The 20,370-nt window shown below is 72.0% G+C and carries 19 protein-coding genes; 10 read left to right on the top strand and 9 right to left on the bottom strand.

Annotated elements, in window-relative coordinates:
• Positions 1–59 precede the first annotated feature (59 nt).
• Together BIV01_RS14630 and BIV01_RS14625 are read left to right on the top strand one after the other, a co-directional pair.
• Entirely contained in the window at positions 60–317 is a 258-nt protein-coding gene (locus BIV01_RS14630; RefSeq protein WP_071303322.1) for a hypothetical protein, read from the top strand.
• Between the two features lie 52 nt (positions 318–369).
• On the top strand, positions 370–1,875 hold the full coding sequence (locus BIV01_RS14625) for a threonine/serine ThrE exporter family protein (protein WP_071296545.1): 1,506 nt from the start codon (positions 370–372) through the stop codon (positions 1,873–1,875).
• Between the two features lie 148 nt (positions 1,876–2,023).
• Here BIV01_RS14625 and BIV01_RS14620 read toward each other — a convergent pair whose 3' ends face one another.
• A complete protein-coding gene (locus BIV01_RS14620) occupies positions 2,024–2,698 on the bottom strand; it encodes a TetR/AcrR family transcriptional regulator (RefSeq protein ID WP_071296544.1) in 675 nt (224 codons plus the stop codon).
• 168 nt (positions 2,699–2,866) lie between these two features.
• Between BIV01_RS14620 and BIV01_RS14615 the strand changes: the two genes are divergently transcribed.
• Positions 2,867–3,190 (top strand): hypothetical protein, encoded by a 324-nt coding sequence (locus tag BIV01_RS14615; protein WP_022907826.1) that lies wholly within the window; start codon positions 2,867–2,869, stop codon positions 3,188–3,190.
• A gap of 69 nt (positions 3,191–3,259) precedes the next feature.
• Here BIV01_RS14615 and BIV01_RS14610 read toward each other — a convergent pair whose 3' ends face one another.
• Positions 3,260–4,171 (bottom strand): SDR family oxidoreductase, encoded by a 912-nt coding sequence (locus tag BIV01_RS14610; RefSeq protein WP_071296596.1) that lies wholly within the window; start codon positions 4,169–4,171, stop codon positions 3,260–3,262.
• Positions 4,172–4,365: 194 nt separating this feature from the next.
• Here BIV01_RS14610 and BIV01_RS14605 point away from each other — a divergent pair, with 194 nt between their 5' ends.
• Entirely contained in the window at positions 4,366–5,169 is an 804-nt protein-coding gene (locus tag BIV01_RS14605) for a hypothetical protein (protein ID WP_139199423.1), read from the top strand.
• Between the two features lie 9 nt (positions 5,170–5,178).
• On the opposite strand, the gene BIV01_RS14600 is transcribed toward BIV01_RS14605, so the two are convergent.
• Positions 5,179–5,961 carry an endonuclease/exonuclease/phosphatase family protein gene (locus tag BIV01_RS14600; protein ID WP_071303320.1) on the bottom strand — a complete coding sequence of 261 codons (783 nt, stop codon included), beginning with the start codon at positions 5,959–5,961 and terminating at the stop codon, positions 5,179–5,181.
• A gap of 25 nt (positions 5,962–5,986) precedes the next feature.
• Positions 5,987–6,547, bottom strand: a complete 561-nt coding sequence (locus tag BIV01_RS14595) for a sigma-70 family RNA polymerase sigma factor (RefSeq protein WP_092388127.1) — start codon at positions 6,545–6,547, stop codon at positions 5,987–5,989.
• 48 nt (positions 6,548–6,595) lie between these two features.
• On the opposite strand from BIV01_RS14595, the gene BIV01_RS14590 reads away from it, so the two are divergent.
• Complete coding sequence (locus BIV01_RS14590; protein WP_071303319.1) at positions 6,596–7,237, top strand: TetR/AcrR family transcriptional regulator; 642 nt, start codon at positions 6,596–6,598, stop codon at positions 7,235–7,237.
• Here the strand turns inward: BIV01_RS14590 and BIV01_RS14585 are convergent.
• Entirely contained in the window at positions 7,230–8,768 is a 1,539-nt protein-coding gene (locus BIV01_RS14585) for an LCP family protein (RefSeq protein WP_071303318.1), read from the bottom strand. The two genes, BIV01_RS14590 and BIV01_RS14585, sit on opposite strands and share 8 nt — an antisense overlap.
• A 138-nt stretch (positions 8,769–8,906) precedes the next feature.
• Positions 8,907–10,253, bottom strand: a complete 1,347-nt coding sequence (locus tag BIV01_RS14580; RefSeq protein WP_083414062.1) for an MFS transporter — start codon at positions 10,251–10,253, stop codon at positions 8,907–8,909.
• Between the two features lie 33 nt (positions 10,254–10,286).
• Here BIV01_RS14580 and BIV01_RS14575 point away from each other — a divergent pair, with 33 nt between their 5' ends.
• From BIV01_RS14575 to BIV01_RS14565, 3 genes are read left to right on the top strand one after another with little or no spacing between them, the layout of a single operon-like run.
• Positions 10,287–12,608, top strand: coding sequence for an FAD-dependent oxidoreductase (locus BIV01_RS14575; RefSeq protein WP_368073354.1), 2,322 nt, complete (start codon positions 10,287–10,289; stop codon positions 12,606–12,608).
• Between the two features lie 45 nt (positions 12,609–12,653).
• Positions 12,654–14,060: a hypothetical protein gene (locus BIV01_RS14570; RefSeq protein WP_071303316.1), complete on the top strand. Its 1,407-nt coding sequence runs from the start codon at positions 12,654–12,656 to the stop codon at positions 14,058–14,060.
• A gap of 26 nt (positions 14,061–14,086) precedes the next feature.
• Positions 14,087–14,863: an IclR family transcriptional regulator gene (locus BIV01_RS14565; protein ID WP_070417242.1), complete on the top strand. Its 777-nt coding sequence runs from the start codon at positions 14,087–14,089 to the stop codon at positions 14,861–14,863.
• 111 nt (positions 14,864–14,974) lie between these two features.
• Here the strand turns inward: BIV01_RS14565 and BIV01_RS14560 are convergent, their stop codons facing one another.
• Together BIV01_RS14560 and BIV01_RS14555 are read right to left on the bottom strand one after the other, a co-directional pair.
• Positions 14,975–15,625 carry a GntR family transcriptional regulator gene (locus tag BIV01_RS14560; RefSeq protein WP_083295114.1) on the bottom strand — a complete coding sequence of 217 codons (651 nt, stop codon included), beginning with the start codon at positions 15,623–15,625 and terminating at the stop codon, positions 14,975–14,977.
• Positions 15,626–15,637: 12 nt separating this feature from the next.
• Positions 15,638–17,764, bottom strand: coding sequence for an MMPL family transporter (locus BIV01_RS14555; RefSeq protein WP_071303315.1), 2,127 nt, complete (start codon positions 17,762–17,764; stop codon positions 15,638–15,640).
• Between the two features lie 76 nt (positions 17,765–17,840).
• On the opposite strand from BIV01_RS14555, the gene BIV01_RS14550 reads away from it, so the two are divergent.
• Together BIV01_RS14550 and BIV01_RS14545 are read left to right on the top strand one after the other, a co-directional pair.
• A complete protein-coding gene (locus tag BIV01_RS14550; protein WP_070417245.1) occupies positions 17,841–18,263 on the top strand; it encodes a MarR family winged helix-turn-helix transcriptional regulator in 423 nt (140 codons plus the stop codon).
• Positions 18,264–18,326: 63 nt separating this feature from the next.
• Positions 18,327–19,541 carry an LCP family protein gene (locus BIV01_RS14545; protein ID WP_083414061.1) on the top strand — a complete coding sequence of 405 codons (1,215 nt, stop codon included), beginning with the start codon at positions 18,327–18,329 and terminating at the stop codon, positions 19,539–19,541.
• A 64-nt stretch (positions 19,542–19,605) separates the two neighbouring features.
• Here the strand turns inward: BIV01_RS14545 and BIV01_RS20370 are convergent, their stop codons facing one another.
• A complete protein-coding gene (locus BIV01_RS20370; RefSeq protein ID WP_071303314.1) occupies positions 19,606–20,295 on the bottom strand; it encodes a LysM peptidoglycan-binding domain-containing protein in 690 nt (229 codons plus the stop codon).
• Positions 20,296–20,370 lie beyond the last annotated feature (75 nt).

The raw sequence follows: 20,370 nt of genomic DNA, 5'->3' as shown, positions 1-20,370 counted from the left end.
GGAGGCGCGGTGCCGGCTGGCACCGCGCCTCCCGTCCGTCTCCCCGTACGCTGGCGGACGTGATCCGACGTCTCTTCGCCACCCCGACCGGCATCGCGTTCTGGGCGGGACTCGTCGCCGTGGTCGCGGGACTCGTGGTCGCGGCCTCCGCGCCGCCGGCCGCGTTCGGATGGTTCGCGTACGCCCCACTGTCGGACTACGCCTTCGTCGCGGGGACCAACTCGTGGCAGCGGGTCGTCGGGCAGCTGCTCGTCGTCGTGGGCGCCGTGGTCGCCGCGTTCGCCGCCGGTCGGCTGAGCGTCCGTCGCCCGCGCTGAGGCGTTCAGCGCGCGTCCGGACTCGGCGGAGCGCGCCTGGCACGATGGCGTGATGGCCGAGCAGTCCCTCCCCGGAGCCAGACCCGGGCGTCCACCACGGCCACGCGTCCGGAGCCTCGCGCAGCACGACATCCGCGACGCCCGGGCACGCCTCCGCGGCACCATCTACGAAGAGGTCGTCCCCGACACCCGACCGCTCGAGCAGTACTCGCCGGTGCAGATCGTGGACTTCTGCCTCGACCTCGCCGAGGTGATGCTCGCGTCCGGTGCGGACACCCGCAGCGTCGAGACGGCCGTCGTCGCGGTGTCGACGAAGTGGAACCTCGCGCCGCTCGATCTCGACTTCTCCGGCAGCTCGGTGACGATCCAGTACGCACCGGCCGACCACCCGCCGCTCGTGAAGGTCCGCACGGTGCAGTCGGACGGATCCGACCTCGACCGCCTGGCACGGGCGAACCAGATCGTCGACGACCTCGTCCACGACGAGCGCGACATGACCTCCGCCGTGAGCGCCCTGGTCGCGGTGCTCCGGCTCCCGCCGCGCTGGCCGCGGTGGACGGCCGACGTGGGGCTGTCGATCCTCGGCATCTCGATCGCGATGCAGGCCGGCGGCGGTTGGCGTGCCGGACTCGGCGCCTTCGTGCTCATGCTCGGGATCATCGTCTCGGGCCGGTGGCTGACCGGCCGGGGCTTCCCGCAGTTCTTCGTCTCCGGTGCGCAGGGTGCGGTGGCGTCGGCGATCGGCACCCTCGCGATCTGGGCGGGTGTGCTGCACCCGGGGCAGGCGGCGACGATGGTGGCCGCGCTCGTGGTGCTCCTGCTCCCGCACCCGTCGCTCGTCACCTGGGCGCAGGACGCGATCTCGGGCTTCCGTGCGATGGCGGTGGCCCGGGCGTTCTACATCGGGCTCGTCATCGCCGCGATCGTGGTCGGGGTCCCCGCGGGCATCGCCGTGACGAAGTGGCTCCGGATCGAGGTCGACCCGTCCGGCATCGTCACGCAGACGCTGCCGCTGTGGGCGTCACTGCTGCTCACCGTGGTGTCGGCCGCGGCGAACTGCTTCGTGCAGCAGGCCAGCGCGCGGGTGATCCCGGTCGCGGTGGTCTTCTCGGTCGCCGCCGGTGCCGCGCTGCGGGGCCTCCGGGAGCTCGGCATCCCGTTGCTCGGTGCGACGTTCCTCGCCGCCGTGCTGCTGGGCGTCCTCGCGACGATCGCGGCCGCGCGGATGCGGACGGCGGTGGCGGCGATCTCCGTGCCGGCGTTCTGCGGCGCCCTGCTGCCCGGTGTCGCGGTGTCGAACGCGCTGCTCAACTTCATGTCCGGGTCGTCGAGTGCCGCGCTGGACTTCGTCGCGGCGGTCTCGGTCGCGCTGGCGATCGGGGCGGGGCTGGTCCTCGGCGGCCTCGTGGCGACGCCGGGGGCACGGCGGGCGCTCCGGCGGTCCCGACGGGTGGTCGTGCACTCCGTGCACAACGACACGACGGCCATCAAGGTCATCCGTGACTCGGGCTACGACCCCGGCAACGGCTCGGTGCCGCGGGGGCCGCGCCCGCGCTGACGGGCTGGCGCCGGCGCCGCGCCGGCCGGCCGGCCGGCCGACGACTTCACGGGCTGGGCGACATCTCACGGGCCGCGACGCGCGTGAAGTGTCGCCCAGCCCGTGAGAACGCGCACCGCCGCGTGACGCTGCGCACCGCCGCGCGGCGTCAGAGCTCCCAGCCGCCGTCGCTCCACGTCGAGAGCCGCCGCGCCGCCTGCGGCTCGTACCGCTCCATCCAGCCCCGCTCGAGCCGCGCGACGGCCCGGTCGAACGCCGGCACGAGGTCGAGGTCCGACCGCAGCAACGCCTGCAACTGGAGTCCCTCGTACAGCGCGATGAGCTGCTCGGCCCCTCGGCGCGGGTCCATCGTGTGCGGCGCCCGACCGACCGCGATGTCGTGCTCGAGGCCGCGCTTGATCTGCGCGTAGAAGAGCTGGTAGCGCGACCGGAGGTACGACGCCATGGGGTGCGCCGGGTTGCCCGCGACCGAGAGCAGCGCGACGAGGAGCCGCATGAGCGCCGGGTCCTCGGCGTTCGACGCGACGATCCCGCGCAGGAGCTGGACGGTCGAGCCGTCCCCGACCTCGCGCGCGACCTCGTCCATGCGGCCGCCGTTCCACCGGTCGACGGCGGCCAGCACGAGTCCGTCCCACGAGGGGAAGTGCTGCCGGAGCTCCTCGACGGTGATCCCCAGTCGCTGGGCGACGAGTCCCGCGTCGGCCTCGTGGAAGGGCACGTCCCGCAGCAGGTCGACGGTCGCCCCCACGATCGTGATCCGCAGGTGCAGGGTCGCGGCCGCGGCGGCTGCCGCCTGCGTGTCCGCGCTGGTGTGTTCGAGCATCGTGCCCTCCGTCGGTCCCCGGACGTCCTGTCCGTGTCGCCCCTGGGGGCAGGTCCATCCAAACGGAGATCGGGGGACACCAGAATCCCCGGTCCGGGTGTCGGCATGTCGGGGGACAAGCGATGCGGTTCGCAGCGCGTTCGCGGTCATCCGTGTGACGATGCCGTCATGACCCCGAACGACCCCACCGCGCAGGGACTGGCGACCATGGCCTCGGCCGGCTTCGAGTTCGGCGGCGACCCGGATCAGGTCGCCCACGACGTCCGGACCATGTGGGAGCAACTCGGGCGGCCGACCGGCGCGTTCGACGCCGCGGCCCGGGCGATCGCCGCGCTCCCGCAGCGCCCCGAGGTCCCGATCGCCGACCAGGCCCGGCGCCGCGCGTTCGAACGGGCCGTCGGCATCAACCCGGTCGAGGTCGAGCTGGCCGCGGCGCTGTCCGCGCGCGAACTGCTCGAGCGTCTGGCGCGCACCTGCACCGCGCCCTGCTGACGACCGATTGACGGACGGGAGGGACGGTGCCAGCTGGCACCGTCCCTCCCGTCCTTCCGCAGGTCGCGACTACGGCGTCGGCATGCCCCCGTCGACGTGGAGCGTCTCACCCACGACGTACGACGACTCGCCGCTCGCCAGGAAGACGTACGCCGGCGCGAGCTCGGCCGGCTGACCCCAGCGGCCGAGGTAGGTCTGCTCACCGGCGGACGGCAGGGCCTCCGGCGGCTGGCCACCGGCGGGCTGGAGCGGGGTCCAGATCGGCCCCGGTGCGACGGCGTTCACGCGGATGCCCTTCGGCGCGAGCTGCGCGGCGAGGCCCTTCGCGAGGTTGTTCACGGTCGACTTCGTCGCCGCGTAGTGCACCAGGTGCGGCGACGGCGCGTACGCCTGGATCGAGGTCGTGTTGATGATGGTCGATCCCGGCTGCAGGTGCGGCACGGCCGCCTTCGTGATCCGGAACGTCGCGTAGACGTTGGTCTTGAACGTCTCGTCGAACTCCTCGTCCGAGATGTCCTCGATCGAGGACACGTTCTGCTGCTTGCCCGCGTTGTTCACGAGGATGTCGAGCCCGCCGAGCTGCTCGACGGCGTCCGCGACGAGCTGCTCGCAGGTCGCGAGCGAGGTGATGTCACCGGGCAGGGCGACGGCCTTGCGACCGGCGGCCTCGACGAGGGCGATGATCCGGTCGGCGTCCTCCTGCTCCTCGGGGAGGTACGAGATCGCGACGTCGGCACCCTCTCGTGCGTAGGCGATCGCGACGGCGGCCCCGATGCCCGAGTCACCGCCGGTGATGAGCGCCTTGCGGCCGGTGAGTCGACCGGAGCCGCGGTAGGTGTCCTCGCCGTGGTCGGCCGGGACGTTCTCCGCCATCTCCTCGTCCGTGCCGGCACCCTCGAGGTACTGCTCGTCGGGCTTCTTGTCGGCGTACATCTTCGTCGGGTCCTGCATGCTGTACTGGTCGATCTGCTGGTCCGTCATGCCGCCGACGGTACGCACGCGGCACCCCCGCACCGTCCAGGAGGCTGTCCCCCGTTCGGCCGACAGGCCCCCGTCGGCGGGGCTTGCCGAGGGCATGTGACGCGTCACCGACGAATGTCACGGTCCGGTGACGACCAGGCTCCGATTCGGTAACACCCGTCGTCCAGACGGGTCGGGCGTCGTACCGTCGAGTGGTGACCTTCCGGACCGTGCTGGCGTTGAGCGCCGCCGTGCTCGCCTTCTCGGCCGGCACGGTCGCCGTCGACGGCACGGTCGGGACCGGGGTCGCAGCGACCCCCGCGAGTGCGGCCGAGCTCGGACCGGACCCGGTGCACCACGAGCCCGTCCGGGTCACGAACGCGAAGCTCAAGCGGGTCGACTCGATCGAGCTCGACGCCGAATCGCTCGTGTTCCGGCGCGGCGACAAGACCGTGACCGAGGCGTCGATGCGCGACTCCCGCACGACGGTCAGCCTGCTGAACCGCCTGCTCGGCACCGCGTCGCGCACGCAGACGGCCGAGGGGGACGGCGGCGCGTGCTTCCCCGACGGGACGACCTACACGTGGGGCGGGGCGGTCCGCGTGGCTGCCCTGACGTCCCCGGCCGCTGCTGGCAACGCGGTGGAGATCCGCGTCCTGCGCGAGACGGTGCGGTCCCGCTTCGGCGGCGACGTCGAACTGACCGGACCCGACGGTGTCCAGGTGGGCGACGACATCCGCACGGCGATCCGGGACGCCCCGAAGTCCGACCGGATGTCGTTCGGCTCCGCGGACGCCCGCGCGTTCCAGCTCCTGCTCGAGCCCGGGTGGGCCCCGCAGCACGACGCCGCGAGCCCGCCCGACAGCCGCGGCACGGGCACCGAGACGGACACGAGCACGCCGTCCGACACGGACACGGAGTCCGCTGCCGGGACGAACGGCGTCTCCGCCCTGACCGACGACACCACGGTCACGGTGCTCGGGTCGCCGATGCCGGTGCACGCCAAGCGCACCTGCTGACCGGCCCGGTCAGACCCGCAGCGTCGCCACCACCGGGAAGTGGTCGCTCGCGAACCACGTCTCCGGGCCGTCGTGGTCGATGACGACGCGGTCGACGCCGGCGATCCCCCGGGTGAACACCCAGTCGATGCGCTCCCCGGAGTCGACCGGCGGCTGCCAGTCGTTGAAGGTCGCCGTCCGGTCCGCCGGGTCGCCACCGACCAGCCAGGCGTCCTCGAACCCGGCCTCGACGAGCACCCGCGACGCAGGCCCCGCCCCGGCCGGCTCGTTGCAGTCCCCCGCCACGATGACCGGGCCGTCCGCCGTGCTGAGGCGTTCGACGATGAGCGCCGCGCTCCGCGCCCGGACGTCGTCCCCGTGCGGTCCGACCTCGTGGTCGAGGTGCGTCGTCAGGAGCGTGAACGCCTCGCCCTCGGCGTCGAGGAACCGCGCGTGGTTCGCCACTCGGGGGAACAGGCTCCCCCAGGTGTTCGACACGGGCTCGTCCGGGGTGTCCGAGAGCCAGAAGGCGCCTTCGTCGATCGGCCGGAGTCGGCTGCGACGGAAGAAGACGGCCGCGTGCTCACCGGCCGTGCCGCCCTCGCGACCCTGGCCGACGTCGCCGTGGTCGGGCAGACCGGCGCGGAGGTCGTCCAGCTGGTGCGCGAAGGCCTCCTGGACGCACACGAGGTCGGGGTCGTGCCGCCGGACCACGTCGAGCAGGACCGGCAACCGGGCGGGCCAGTCGTGGGCCGGATCCGGGTTCTTGACGTTGTAGGTCATCAGGGTGATCGGACGCGCTGCGTTGCTCACCCGTCGAACCTACCGACGGGCACGCTCAGGGCACCATGACCCGCCGCAGTGCGATGACCCCGTCGCGCGCCCGGGTCTTGGCGGTGCCGACCGGGACCCCGAGCCGCGCGGCGACCTCGGGCCCGGTCATCCCCACCAGGTGCCGGAGGACCACGGCGTCGCGCTGGCGCCCGGGGAGCGCGGCGACGGCGCGGCGGAGCTCGGCACGGTCGAGGACGCTCTCGGCCCGTTCCACGCTCGAGTGGTCCACGAGGTCGGCGTCCCTGGTACCGATCCGCAGGTCGCGGTCTCGGTCCGCCCGGCTCTTCCGGACCCGGTCGATCGCCCGGCGCTGCGCGATCGTGCGGATCCACGCGATGGCCGAGTGCGCCGGGTCGAACCGGTCGGCGATCTGCCAGATCTCGAGGAAGACGTCCTGCACGACCTCTTCCGCCTGCCACGCATCGACGAGCTGGTGGCGGACGTACCGCTCGACGAGCGGTCGGAAGCGGTCGTGCAGCCGGGTGAAGGCGGCCCGGTCACCGGCGGCCACCGCGAGGAGGAGCATGCGTTCTTCGTCGCGCTTGGCGAGGAGTTCGTCGTTCACGACTCGAATGTCACATACTGCAAATGTACTCGCAAGTACACTCTGAGCATGCGCCCCGAACACACCCCGAAGACCCTTCGACGCGCGACGTCGAAAGGACTGGCGACCCGGAGCCGGATCGTCGCCGCCGCAGCCGACCTGATGCTCACGCGCGGCATCTCGGGGACGACGCTCGACGACATCGGCGCCGCCGCCACGGTCGGACGGTCGCAGATGTACCACTACTTCGCCGACAAGCAGGAGCTCGTGCGCGACGTCGTCCGGCAGCAGACCGACGCGATCATCGCGCACCAGGGGCCGGACTACGGCGACCTCACCACGTGGGACGCCTGGCAGCGGTGGCGGGACCGGACGGTCGCCGACGCCGAGGCCGGCGGCTGCGTGGGCGGCTGTCCGCTCGGGTCCCTCGGGACCGAGGTCGCCGAGCGCGACGCCGACACCCGCGACCTCGTCGCCGCCGGCTTCGCCCGCTGGGAGCAGGGGTTCCACGACGGCATCCGCACGATGCGCGAACGCGGGCTGCTCGGACCGGACGCCGACCCCGCCGCGCTGGCGACGACCGTGATGGTGGCATTGCAGGGCGGTCTGCTCCTGGCGCAGGTCCAGCGAGACGTCCGCCCGCTCGCGATCGGGCTCGACACCGCGATCACGACCATCCGCCGGCACGCGACCGGCTCCGGCGTCAGTTGATGCAGACGCCTGCCTTGCCGTAGCTCTTCACGTCGGTCGACGACGGCTTCGGCTCGGGCGCGGCGGGCTTCGAGGCCGCGGGCTTCGAAGCCGCAGCGCCGGAACCGGTCGAACCGGCACCGGACGAACCGGAGCCGGCAGCGGGGCTCGAGGCGGCACCACCGGCGGCGGCGGCGACCGGGGTCACCGTCTTGCCGTCCGACCCGAGCACCAGCGTCACGCCGGTGACCGCGTTCGTCCGCACCGCGACGGCACCGGGCACGACGGCCGCGACCGCCTTCGCCTGCTTCTCCATGCCGGCCGGGTACTGCACCTGGGTCGTCTTCGTCAGGTCGGAGGACCCGGGCGCACCGACCTGGAAGCCGCGCGCGGTGAGGACGGTCCCGGCGGCGCCCGCCGCACCGGTCACGCCGCTGCCGTTCAGCACGGTGACCGAGGTGCTCGCCGGCTGGGCGCGCCCGGCCTTGCTGTACTCCGCGGGCTCACCGACGAGGCCCTGCACGAAGGCCGGCAGCCCGACGGTGTCGACCTCGACGATCGACAGCGGCGAGCCGTTGACGGTGATCGTCGGGGTACCGAGCGTGGGGATCGTCGCCGACTGGATGTTGCCCGGGCGCAGGTTCCGCATCTGGGTCGCCAGGTTGACCAGGTCGGTGTCGGTCTGGATCGAGCCGCCGACCGCCTTGAGGATGTTGCCCATCTTGATCGGGTTGAGCAGCGTCCCCGCGGAGAGCACCTTGCGGGCCTCCTGCGAGAGGAAGTACTGCTGCCGGACGTTACGGTCGAGGTCCCCGTTGGGCAGCCCGTGCCGCTGTCGGACGAAGGACAGCGCCTGGCTCGGTGTGAGTTCGGAGGTGCCGGCAGGGAGTTTGAGGTTCGACCAGTGGTCGTCGACAGCGTTGTTGAGGCAGACCTCGACCGGCCCGAGCTCCTTGACGATCTGGTAGAAGCCGAGCAGCGAGACGCGCACGTAGTGGTCGATCGTCAGGCCGCTGAGGTTCTGGATCGTCTTGATGAGCAGCTTCGCGCCGCCGGTGTCCCCGCCGCCGTTCAGCGAGCCGAAGTAGAACGCACTGTTGAGCTTGCCCTTGCCGACACCCGGGATGTCGACGTACGAGTCACGCGGGAACGAGATCATCGTCGCCTGCGAGCCGTCCTCGTTGATGTGCAGGACGATCATCGTGTCGGTGTTCTTCGAGCCACCGTCCGATTCGGTGCCCAGCTCTGCGAGCTGCTCCGGCGTTGCGTTGTCCGGGCGGTGGTCGTCACCGACCAGCAGGATGTTCTGCGCCTGGCCGTCGACGTCGTCCTTCTTCGCAGTCTTTCCCGAGATCGCATCGATCTTCGTGATGCCGTTCGACAGCGTTCCGTAGGCGTACGCGGCGTAGCCGCCGCCGAGCAGGAGGGCCATGGTGAGCACGCCCGCGACGGCGGGGAGGACCACCCCGCCACGTCGCTTCTGGCGGCCGTGCCGCGGTGGCGTGAAGCCGCGGCGGCCACGACCGGTCGTCTGCTCGGGCTCGTTCGTCACCCGGAAACCATAACCGGCGTGTGTGCCGACAACATCAAACCGTCCTGGCAGGTCGCCGCGATCCCGCCGTGACCCACCGGCGGACGGGAGGCGCGGTGCCAGCCGGCACCGCGCCTCCCGTCCGTGTTCGGTCGCGTCTCAGGACGCGAGCTTGCCCTTGTTGGTCTCCCGCGCCCGCAGCACCGTGATCCCGGTGATCGCCGCGGCCGCCATCACGTAGAACGCCGGCGCGAACGTGTTGCCCGTCGCCGTGATCAGCCAGGTGGCGAAGTACGGCGTGATCCCGCCGAAGAGCGCGACGCTGATGTTGTACGCGATGCCCATCGACCCGTAGCGGATCGCGGTCGGGAAGAGCTCGGCCATCGCAGCGCTCACCGCACCGTCGAAGGCCGCCATGAACAGCCCGAGGAGCACCATCGCTCCGGCGGCGGCCCAGAAGTTGCCGGCGTTCATGAGCATGAGCGTCGGGTAGGTGAGCACGAGGAATCCGCCGCAGCCGGCGAGCATCACGGGCTTCCGGCCGATCTTGTCCGAGAGCAGGCCGAAGAACGGCACGAGTCCGGCGATCACGATGAACCCGATGACGACCACGCCGTACGACACGAGCGGCGAGTAGCCGAGGTCGGCCTGCAAGTACGACGGCATGAACGTCTGCAGGATCCAGTGCCCGACGGCCTTGAGGACGACGAACCCGACGCAGAAGAGCAGTGCCTTCCACCCGGTGCGGAGCGATCGCCGGAGCGGGTTCTTCGCGAGGTCGCCCTTGGCCTTGAGCGCGCGGAACTCCGGGGTGTCCTCGAGCTTCGAGCGGAGGTAGAGCCCGACGAGCCCGAGCGGCAGCGCGATGAGGAACAGCACGCGCCAGCCCCACGACTCGAGGGCGCCGTCGCCCGCGATCGCCGTGAACAGGAAGACCAGGCCGCCACCCACGATGAACGCCGCGAAGCCGAAGACGTCGATGAAGCTCGTGACGAAGCCGCGTCGGTTCGAGGGCGCGGACTCGGCGAGGAGCGTGGTCGCCCCCGCTCCCTCACCACCGGCGGCGAAGCCCTGCACGAGCCGCACCACGACGAGGAGGATCGGCGCCATCAGCCCGACGCTCTGGTACGTCGGCAGGATGCCCATCACCGCGGTCGCGCCGCTCGTGATGAGGATGACCGTCGCGAGGGTCGTCTTCCGCCCTACCCGGTCGCCGAGCGAACCCCAGAAGAGTCCACCGAGCGGACGCATCACGAACCCGGCACCGAACACGGCGAAGGCCGAGAGCAGCGCGACCTGCGGGTCCCCCTGCTTGAAGAAGTACAGCGAGATGACCGTCGCCAGGGTTCCGTAGAGGCCGAAGTCGAACCACTCCACGAAGTGGCCGACGCCGGCCGCCACGATCACCTTCCGCATGCTCCGGCGGCGAGCGTCGTCGCCGAACACGTCCGGGACGGGGGCGTTGGCGGCGTCGGCGCTGGTGCGCGTCTGGGTTCCGTCGCTCATGGGGAGACCTCACACTTCGTTGTCGAGAGTTGGTTGACGATAGCACTCGCCGGGCACACTTTGCCACACAGTGGGAAAGTATCGCCAGCAAGTGATACCGTCGCCGCCATGCAGTCCCGTGAACAGCACCACGACGTCGTGGTCGTCGGAGGTGGCCTCGCCGGTGTGAGCGCCGCCGTCGCCGCCGCCCGCCTCGGCTCCAGCGTCGCCCTCGTCACCAACCGCCCGGTTCTCGGCGGGAACTCCTCGAGCGAGATCCGCGTGTGGGTCGTCGGCGCCACCGCCCACGGCACGCAGCGGTTCGCCCGCGAGACCGGGATCATGGGCGAGCTGTTCCTCGAGAACCAGTACCGGAACCCGCAGGGCAACGCGATCTACTGGGACCAGGTCGTGCTCGACCTCGTGCGCGCCGAGCCGAACGTCCACCTGCACCTCAACACCGACGTGCGGACCGTGACGACGGTGGACGACGAGACCGGCGCCCCGCGCATCGCGTCCGTCACCGGCTGGACGATGGGCTCCGAGATCGAGACGACGTTCACCGCCCCGGTGTTCCTCGACTGCACGGGAGACGGGCTCGTCGGCGCCCTCGCCGGGGCGTCGTACCGGATCGGGCGCGAGGGCCGCGACGAACACGGCGAGGAGTGGGCGCCCGAACAGCCGGACGACGAACTGCTCGGCAGCTCGATCTTCTTCTCCACGCACGACACCGGCCGCCCGGAGAAGTTCGTGCCGCCGTCGATCGCGAAGGACCTCAGCACGACGCCGATCCTGGCGAACCGGGCGATCAAGACCGGGGACAACGGCTGCAACTACTGGTGGATCGAGTGGGGCGGCGAGCTCGACACCGTCACCGAGAACGAACGGATCCGCGACGAGCTGTGGGGCGTCGTCTACGGCATCTGGGACCACATCAAGAACTCCGGCGGGTTCGACGCCGACTCGCTCACCCTCGACTGGGTCGGCGCGATCCCGGGCAAGCGGGAGTACCGACGGTTCGTGGGCGACCACACCCTCACCCAGCAGGACCTCCTCTCGCAGCGGACCTTCCCGGACACGGTCGCGTTCGGCGGGTGGTCGATCGACCTGCACCCGGTCGAGGGCGTCTACGCCGAGACCGCCGGGGCGCAGCAGCGGTACACGGACGGCACGTACGACATCCCGTTCCGCTCCCTCTACTCGGCGGACGTCGCCAACCTGCTCTTCGCCGGCCGGAACATCTCCGCGTCGCACGTCGCGTTCGGGTCGACCCGCGTGATGGCCACCTGCGCCACCCAGGGCCAGGCCGCCGGGACCGCCGCGCACCTCGCCGCCCGCCACGGCGTCACGCCGCGCGAGCTCGGCACCGACCACGTCGCGATGCTGCAGCAGACGCTCCTCCGCGAGGACGCGCCGCTCATCGGCGTCCGGGCCCACGACGGGGCGGACCTCGCCCAGCGCGCCCGGATCAGCGCGAGCAGCGAACTCGTCCGGCTCGACACCACCCCGTGGGCGACCGAGGACACCTTCGCGCTCGACCGCGACGCGGCGCTGGTCGTGCCGGTCGACCCCGTGCTCGGTTCCGTCGCGTTCCGGACCGTCGCCGACCACGACACCGACGTCACGATCGAGCTCTGGACCACGGGCCGGCCGCAGAACTACGCCCCGATCGCGCACGTGTCGACGCACACCGCGCGCGTCCCCGCCGGGGCGGGCGAGGCGGTCGTCGACCTCGGGTTCCGGCCGGACGAGCCGTGCAACGCCGTGGTCGTGGTCCGCCGGACCCCCGGCGTGCGCCTGGTCCTCACCGACGGGCACCCGTACGGCGTCCTCGCGCTCCGCGCCCGCACGGCCGACGACGAGCAGTTCGACGACCACATCCCCGAGGAGGCCGACCAGCCGGTCACCGACTGGGAGGCGCGGGCCCTGCGCGGACGCTCCTTCGCGTTCACCGCAGCCGACGCGTCGGACGCGTGGCGCGCCTCCCGGGTCGCCGACGGCTACCAGCGCCCCTTCGGCGGACCGCACCTGTGGTCGTCGGAGCCGGACGACGGCGCGGCGACCCTCACCCTCGACTGGGCGGAGCCCGTCGACGTCCGCGAGGTCCGCATCGTCTGGAACGACGACGTCGACGCCGACCTCATCAACCTGCACCACCACCGCACGCCGTGGGACGCGGTCCCGACCCTGGCCCGCGACTACCGGATCGAGGCGTGCGTCGACGGATCGTGGCGGGGACTCGCGACCGTCACCGACAACCGGCACCGGCACCGCGTGCACGACGTCGCGCCGACGCGGACCGCCTCGCTCCGCGTCGTCGTGACCGCCACGAACGGTTCACCGTTCGTGTCGGCGAGCGCCGTGAAGGTCTACTGACCCACCGCACCACCCGCAGCACCACCACGATCAAGGGAGATCGCCATGCGCCTGCGCGCACTGACCATCGCGACGGCCGTCGCACTGTCGCTCACCACCGTCGGGGTCGTCGGGCCGCCGGCCGTCGCGTCCGGCACCGCGGTCGCCGCCGGCACCGCGAGCATCCAGGCGAACCCGGGGAACCCGACGTCGCCCACCGCCACCGCGCACACGGTGTCGGTCAACGGGACCGCCGTGCCGGTCAAGGCCGAGTCCGTGAGCGGCACCTCGCACGACGTCGCGATGTTCGCGAAGGGGACGGGCACCGCGACGGTCAGCGTCACGATGCCCGGCCTCGCCGCGTCGGCCACCCCGGTCGTCACGCCCCGGACGCTCGGGATCGCCACGACCCGGGCCGGTGACACCGTGACCTTCACGATCCGCGACGCGCACCCGCTCGTCATCGAGACCCCCGGCGTCCGCGCACTGTTCCTCTTCGTCACGCCGTCGGAGACCGCGGTGCCGTCAGCGTCGGACCCCGACGTGCTGTACTTCGGGCCCGGCGAGCACGACGCCGGCGTGATCCGCCCCGTGTCGGGCCAGACGGTCTACCTCGCGCCGGGTGCCCTCGTGCACGGACGCATCGACGGCGACGACGTCACCGGCGTGCACGTGCTCGGGCGCGGGATCCTCGACGCCGGCTCGGACACGTCGCGGACCGACAAGACGATGGCGATCCGCTTCCACGACAGCTCGGACATCACGGTGTCCGGCATCGGCGTCCGCAACGCCCAGTGGTGGCAGACGCTGTACATCCGCTCCTCGGGCATCCACGTGTCCTGGCTGAACCTGATGGGCACGCTCATCAACAACGACGGCATCGACACCGACGGCGTGCAGGACATGACCGTCGAGCACGACTTCGTGATGAGCGGTGACGACGGGTTCGGCTGGCACGCCCTCGACGCGGCCACGAACGGCGAACCGGAGACCCGTGGGCTGCACGCGACCGACACCACGTTCTGGAACGTCACCGGCGGCAACCCCGTCCGGTTCGGCTCGTCCATGGAGACCGAGGTCTTCACCGACGTCTCCATCACGCAGTCGTACGTGCTCCGCGCGAAGGAGGTCGCCCTGAAGGTCGACGTCCAGGACTGGGCGACGGTCTCCGACGTCACCGTGGACGGCTTCCACGTGGAGTCGCAGCCGGTTGGCGGGCAGGCCATCGTGCTGCAGGTGCTCAAGGGCCAGTACTCGAACGACACCGGGTACCGCGACGAGCGGGGCAGGATCACGGGCATCACGATCCGCGACTTCACCGACGTCACGGCCGACTCGGTGACGCTGTCCGGGTGGGACGCGACGCACGGGGTGTCGGACGTCGCCCTCGAGGACGTCGTGCTCGGCGGCGCACCCCTCACCACGGCACAGGTGCGGACGAACCAGTTCGTCAGCGGTGTCACGGTGTCCTGATCGACTCCACGGGACAGAATGGGCGGATGGCCACCACCCCTCCGAACCAGAGCATCGAGCGCGCCGCGGCGGTCCTCGGCGCGCTCGGTGCCGCCGACGGGGCGATGCGCGCCTCCGACATCGCACGGGCGATCGGCCTCGGCACGTCGACGACCGGGCGGCTCCTCGCCACGCTCGAGTCGCTCGAGTACGTGCGACGCGACCCCGAGTCGCAGGGGTACTCCGTCGGGCGGGCCGTCCTCGAGCTCGCCAGCCAGGGGCTCAACCACAACCCCGTCCACCGCGAGAGCCGGGCCGCCGCGCAGGAGCTCGCGCACCGCATCGGCCTCACCGCGAACGTCGGGGTGCAGGACGACGCGGCCTGCATCTACCTCTGCCACTTCGAGGGCTCGCTCGCCCCGAAGTCGCACACCATGATCGGCATGCGGCAGCCGCTGCACGCCTCGGCGCTCGGCAAGGCGCTCATGCTCGACCTGTCACAGGCCGAGCGGGAGGCCCTGCTCGGCGCGGACCTCGCGCGCTACACCGACCACACGATCACGTCGCACGACGCGCTGACGGCGGACCTCGAGGCCTCCGCGAAGCGCGGCTGGTGCGTCGAGAACCAAGAGGTCGCGCTCGGCCGGTTCTGCATCGCGGCACCGATCCGGAACGCGTCGGGGCGCATCGTCGCGGCGCTGTCGATCTCCGGGCGGGTGACGCAGCTGCGGGACCGCGACACCGCGTCGCTCGCCGAGGACCTCATCGAGGTGGCCGACCGCATCAGCGTCGGCCTCGGCATGATCAGCGCGGTCGCGCACTGACGGACGGGAGGGACGGTGCGGGCCCGCACCGCGCCTCCTGGCCGTCAGGTGGTCGCGCCGGACGCGCTCGTCGCGTCAGTCGCGCTCGTCGCGCCGGTCGCGCTCGTCGCGTCAGTCGCGCGACGGCAGCAGGTGGATCGCCTCCATGGCGAGCTCGGCGGCAATCGGGTCCTTCGCGACGACGGCGGCCTTGAGCTTCTCGAGCTCCGGCAGCACGACCTCGGCCGGCACCAGCTCGGCCAGCTCCGGCACCCGCAGCTTGAACGCGAGCCCGTCCGTCGTCGCCTTGCAGAGCTGCTCGAGCGACGGGTTGCCGCAGTGGTCGGCCCACATCGCGTAGATGTCCGCGCCGTGCTGGGCGACCTCGCCCTGGTGCCGGGCCTCGACCTGCGCCGTGACGTCGTCGAGGGTCTTCACGACCTTCTTGCGCTGCGCGTCCGTGAAGCGCGGCGTCGCGAGGCGGGCGACACCGCCGTAGATCACGCCGAGCGTGCGGTAGGCGTCGAGGAGCTCGTCCTTCGTCGGGGCGGCGACGCGGGTGTACCGGTTCGGCGCCATCTCGATGAGTCCAGCGCGGGCGAGCTCGGCGAGGGCTTCACGGATGGGGGTGCGGGAGACACCGAGCCAGGCGATGAGGTCGTCGTCGTTGAGCCGTTCGCCCGGCTCCAGGGTGCCGTCCATGATCGCGTCCCGGATCTTGTCCTGCACGGTGTCACGGAGGAGCTTCCGCTCGGCGGCGGGCTGCGTCGAAGGAACTGGCATGCGCCCAGCGTGTCACATGTGATGGGCCGGACGCGACAGGCGCGACGGCCACCAGGCCCGGCGCCCGAGGTCGTACGCCAGCGCCGGGACGAGCAGCGAGCGGACCACGATCGTGTCGAGCAGCACGCCGAAGGCGACCACGAACGCGATCTGCACGAGGAACAGGATCGGGATCACGCCGAGCGCCGCGAACGTCGCCGCGAGGACGACCCCGGCCGAGGTGATCACGCCGCCCGTGACCCCGAGCCCGCGCAGGACGCCCTCGTGCGGACCGTGCTGCAGGGCCTCCTCGCGCACCCGGGTCATGAGGAAGATGTTGTAGTCCACGCCGAGCGCCACGAGGAACACGAACGAGTACAGCGGGACGCTCGGGTCGGCCCCGGGGAAGTGGAACACGTGGTCGAACACGAGGGCACCGACGCCGAGCGCCGCGGCGAAGGACACGATGACGCTGCCGATGAGCACGAGCGGCGCCACGATGCTCCGGAGCAGCAGCATCAGGATGAGCAGGATGACCGCGAGCACCACGGGGATGATCAGCGTGCGGTCCCGGATGCCGGTGTCGTTCGTGTCGACGGCGGTCGCGGTCGCGCCACCGACGATCGCGCCGGGGTCCACCCGCTCGACCGCCGTGCGGAGGGCACGCACGGTCTGCTCGGCGGCGTCGGAGTCGGCCGGGTCGGACAGGGTGGCCTCGAGCAGGACGTCGCCGCGGGAGACGGTCGGGGTCCCACCGGCGGCGCCACCCGGGTTGCCGCTCGTCGTCACGGGGACGGTGCCGGACGGCGCGTCCTTCGCGGCCGCCACGACGCTGTCCACGCCGTCCACACCGGTGATCGCGGCGGCGAGCTCGTCGGTCCTCGACGCGGCGCCGATGACCTGTGCCGGGCTGCCGGACCCGCCCGGGAAGTGGTCGGCGAGCACGTCCTGACCGTCGCGCGCCTGCGAGCTCCCGATGACCAGGTCGCTCTGCGGGACCCCGTCGGCCTTGAGTCCGACGAGGCCGGTGCCCATCGCGAGGAGCCCGACGGTGCACACGATCCAGACGATCCGGGAGCGGCGCGCCACGAGCCGGCCCACCCGTGCCCAGAGCCCGCGGGCGTCGGGCCCGGTGAGGACGGGGTGCGCGCTGCCGTACTTCGGGCGGAGCGGCCAGAACGCCGCGCGCCGGAACGCCAGCAGGAGCGCGGGCAGCAGGGTGAGCGCGGCGAGGAGGCTGAACGCGATGCCGATGGCCGCGACGGGACCGAGTGCCTTGTTCGAGTTGAGGTCGGAGAGCAGCAGGCAGAGCACGCCGACGATCACGGTCCCGCCCGAGGCGAGGATCGGCTCGAGGCTCCCCCGCAGGGCGGCCTTCGTCGCGTCCCACCCGGTGCGGTGGTCGCGCAGTGCCTCGCGGAAGCGTGCGGTGTAGAGGAGCGCGTAGTCGGTCGCGGCGCCGATGACGAGGATCGACAGGATCCCCTGCACCTGGCCGTTCACGGTCACGATGTCGGCCTTGGCGAGCCACCACACGACGAGGATCGACGCGCACAGGGCGAACGTCGCGGTACCGAGCACGAGGATCGGCAGGAGCGGTGAGCGGTAGACGATGATGAGGATCACGAAGACCGCGGCGAGCGCCACACCGAGCAGCAGCCCGTCGATGCCCGCGAAGGCCTCGGTGAGGTCGGCGGTGAAGCCCGCCGGACCCGTGACGTAGCCCTGCACCCCCGACGGCAGAGCATCCTCGACGTCGGCGCGGACGGCCTCGACGGCGTCACCGGTGTCCGCGCTCTGGGTCAGCGTGGCGACGATCTCGACCGCGTCGCTGTCCTCGCTCGGGATCACCGGGCTGACGCCCTGCACGTCGTCGCGGTCCCCGAGCCGCTGGGCCAGGGTGGTCGCGGCGCGCTGGTCCGCAGCCGTCAGGCCGCCGTCGCGCTCGAGCACGATGATCGCCGGGGCGCCCGACGCCTGCCGGAACTCGGACGCGCGTTCCTGCACCTTGGTGGCGTCCGCCGATGCCGGCAGGAACGACGTCTGGTCGTTCGTGGACACCTCGGAGATCTTGCCGAAGAAGGGACCGCCGACGGAGGCGATCGCGAGCCAGACCACGATGACGAGCGCGGGGAGGACGATGCGGAGGAAGCGGGACACGTCCGTGAGCGTACTCCAATCGTCAGCATGCTGATTACTAGAGAGGTCGAAGGAACGGGATCCGTAGACTCGGGTCATGGACGACACCCCCGACGCATGGCCGCTGGGGCGTCTCCTCTCCGCCGCTGCCCGGGCGATCGAACGGGACTGGGACGAGCGTCTGCGAGCGATCGGCCTCCCGCACGCGGCGCTCATCGCGATCGACATCCTCGTGCGGACCGGCCCGACCGGCGCGGACACCCTGGCCCGGACGGCACGCGTGCAGCCGCAGACGATGTCCCGCACGCTCGAGCGCATGGAGCGCGACGGCCTCGTCGAACGCTCGCCACACCCGGACGACCGGCGACGGCGGATCGTCACCGTGACGGAGCACGGGCGCGAGGCGTGGGAGACCGCCCGGCACATCGAGCGTGACGTCCTGCCGGACGACGCCGCACTGCGGGGCGCCCTCACCCTGCTGCTCGAGAAGCACCGGCCGAACCGAACACCTAGCGGTTGATATACCACATACGGTAGACTCGCGGAGTCGGTAGCACGACCGACCCGACCCGCAGGAGACCCGATGTCCGAGCGCCGAGCAGCCCGTCAGGCCGCCGAACGAGCCGAAGCAGCCGATGCGGCCGAACTGGCCGAGGCGGCAGCGCAGGCAGCATCGATCGCCGCCGCCGACGCCGGCACCGAGGCGGGCACCGACGCCCCCGCACCGCGGGCACCCCGGAGCGGATCGAGCGCCCGCAGGCCCCACAGCAGCGGCTCGAGCCGGAGCGGGAGCCGGGGCAGCAACGGCCGGAAGCGGCGCCGACGCCGCCGGAAGCGCCCGTTCCTCGTCGCCGTCCTCGGCACCGCCGGCTCGCTCGTCGCCGTCGCCACGGTGCTCGCCGTCGTCGCCGGCCTCTTCATCGCCGGCCTCGTCCGCAGCTACGACGCCGACGTCCTCGCCGACCCGTTCCCGACCGGCGCGCGCCCCGCTCCGACCGAGGGCGCGCAGAACATCCTGCTCATCGGATCGGACTCCCGCCAGGGTGCCGACCCCGACGGCGACAGCGCTGCCGGCGGTCGGTCGGACACCCTGATGCTCGCCCACGTCCCGGCCGACAAGCGGGCCGTGTACCTCATGTCGATCATGCGCGACTCGTGGGTCGAGGTCCCCGGCCACGGCACCGCGAAGATCAACGCGGCGTACTCCTGGGGCGGGGTCCCGCTGACGGTCCAGACGGTCGAACGCCTGCTCGACGTGCGCATCGACCACGTCGCCGAGATCGACTTCGCCGGCTTCTCGGGCATGACCGACGCGCTCGGCGGGGTGACGGTGCAGTCACGGACGGCGTTCTCGGCCCGCGGGCACGAGTTCACCGCCGGCGCGAACCACCTCGACGGCGACGCGGCCCTGGCGTTCGTCCGCGAGCGGTACGCCTTCGCCGACGCCGACCACACCCGCGTCCGGAACCAGCAGGCGTTCATGCGCGGGATCGTCGACGGACTCCTCTCGCGCGACACCCTCACGAACCCCGGGCGCGTGCAGGACTTCGTCCGGGCGACGAGCGAGTACCTGTCGGTGGACGCCGGCCTCACCGCCGGCACGATGGTCGACCTCGGCTGGTCCCTGCGTGACGTCCGGCCGTCGGACCTGCGGACGTTCACGATGCCGACCGCGGGCGGCGGGACCTCGGCGGACGGACAGTCCTACGTCGCGGTGAACACCATCGCAGTGCAGTCGCTGTCCCAGGCGCTCCGGTCGAACGACGTCGCCGGGTGGCTGGCCGACAACCCGCAGTAGCCCGACACAGCAGGACGCCCGGTGACCACACGGTCACCGGGCGTCCTGTCGATCGGAGGAACGATCAGGCGGGGAGCTGGAGCTCCTGGCCGGCGTAGATCAGGTTCGCGTCGTCGATGGTCGACGTGTTCGCGGCCCAGAGCTTGTTCCAGCCGCCGTCGATGTGCAGCTTCGTCGCGATGCTGTCGAGGGTCTCGCCCGACACGACCGTGTAGGTCTTGCCGCTCGTCTTGACGGCCGCGGGCTTGCTCGGGGCAGCCGGAGCCGCCTCGGTCGCGGGGGCAGGGGTCGACGGCGCGGCCTGCTGCGGGGCGGCCTGCTGCACCGGCGCCTGCTGCTGCGGGGCAGCCTGCTGGGTCGGGGCGGCGGGAGCCGGAGCCGGAGCGGCGGCCTGCGGGGCGGCGCCGGTCGTGCCGCTCAGCCCGAGCTGGGCGGAGCAGGCCGGCCATGCGCCCCAGCCCTGCGAGGCGAGGACACGCTCGGCGACGGCGATCTGGGTCGCACGGCTCGCGGAGGCCGGGTTGCCCGTGCCGCCGTTCGCCTGCCAGGTGCCGAGGTTGAACTGGAGGCCGCCGTAGTAGCCGTTGCCGGTGTTGATCGCCCAGTTGCCGCCGGACTCGCACTGCGCGAGGGCGTCCCAGGTCGAGCCGGATGCTGCGTTCGCGGGCGCCGCCGCGAGGCCGACACCCGTCGCGGCGATGCCTGCGAAGGCGAGGCCACCGACGATGGTGCGGGTACGAGAAAGCTTCTTCATGGTTGATTGCTCCACCGGGACCACGGATCGAGAGCCGATCGCCACTGCCCGTCCCGACCGATCGCGGTCGTGTCG

This window comes from Curtobacterium sp. MCBA15_013 (assembly GCF_001865095.1).
Taxonomy (GTDB): Bacteria; Actinomycetota; Actinomycetes; order Actinomycetales; family Microbacteriaceae; genus Curtobacterium.
This window is presented reverse-complemented; position numbering and strand designations above follow the sequence as displayed.

Bases quoted from the DNA above. Each gene is read 5' to 3' on its own strand.
- BIV01_RS14625 (WP_071296545.1), top strand. From the start codon at position 370: ATGGCCGAGCAGTCCCTCCCCGGAGCCAGACCCGGGCGTCCACCACGG.
- BIV01_RS14620 (WP_071296544.1), bottom strand. From the start codon at position 2,698: ATGCTCGAACACACCAGCGCGGACACGCAGGCGGCAGCCGCCGCGGCC.
- BIV01_RS14615 (WP_022907826.1), top strand. From the start codon at position 2,867: ATGACCCCGAACGACCCCACCGCGCAGGGACTGGCGACCATGGCCTCG.
- BIV01_RS14610 (WP_071296596.1), bottom strand. From the start codon at position 4,171: ATGACGGACCAGCAGATCGACCAGTACAGCATGCAGGACCCGACGAAG.
- BIV01_RS14590 (WP_071303319.1), top strand. From the start codon at position 6,596: ATGCGCCCCGAACACACCCCGAAGACCCTTCGACGCGCGACGTCGAAA.
- BIV01_RS14580 (WP_083414062.1), bottom strand. From the start codon at position 10,253: ATGAGCGACGGAACCCAGACGCGCACCAGCGCCGACGCCGCCAACGCC.
- BIV01_RS14570 (WP_071303316.1), top strand. From the start codon at position 12,654: ATGCGCCTGCGCGCACTGACCATCGCGACGGCCGTCGCACTGTCGCTC.
- BIV01_RS14565 (WP_070417242.1), top strand. From the start codon at position 14,087: ATGGCCACCACCCCTCCGAACCAGAGCATCGAGCGCGCCGCGGCGGTC.
- BIV01_RS14560 (WP_083295114.1), bottom strand. From the start codon at position 15,625: ATGCCAGTTCCTTCGACGCAGCCCGCCGCCGAGCGGAAGCTCCTCCGT.
- BIV01_RS14550 (WP_070417245.1), top strand. From the start codon at position 17,841: ATGGACGACACCCCCGACGCATGGCCGCTGGGGCGTCTCCTCTCCGCC.
- BIV01_RS14545 (WP_083414061.1), top strand. From the start codon at position 18,327: ATGTCCGAGCGCCGAGCAGCCCGTCAGGCCGCCGAACGAGCCGAAGCA.
- BIV01_RS20370 (WP_071303314.1), bottom strand. From the start codon at position 20,295: ATGAAGAAGCTTTCTCGTACCCGCACCATCGTCGGTGGCCTCGCCTTC.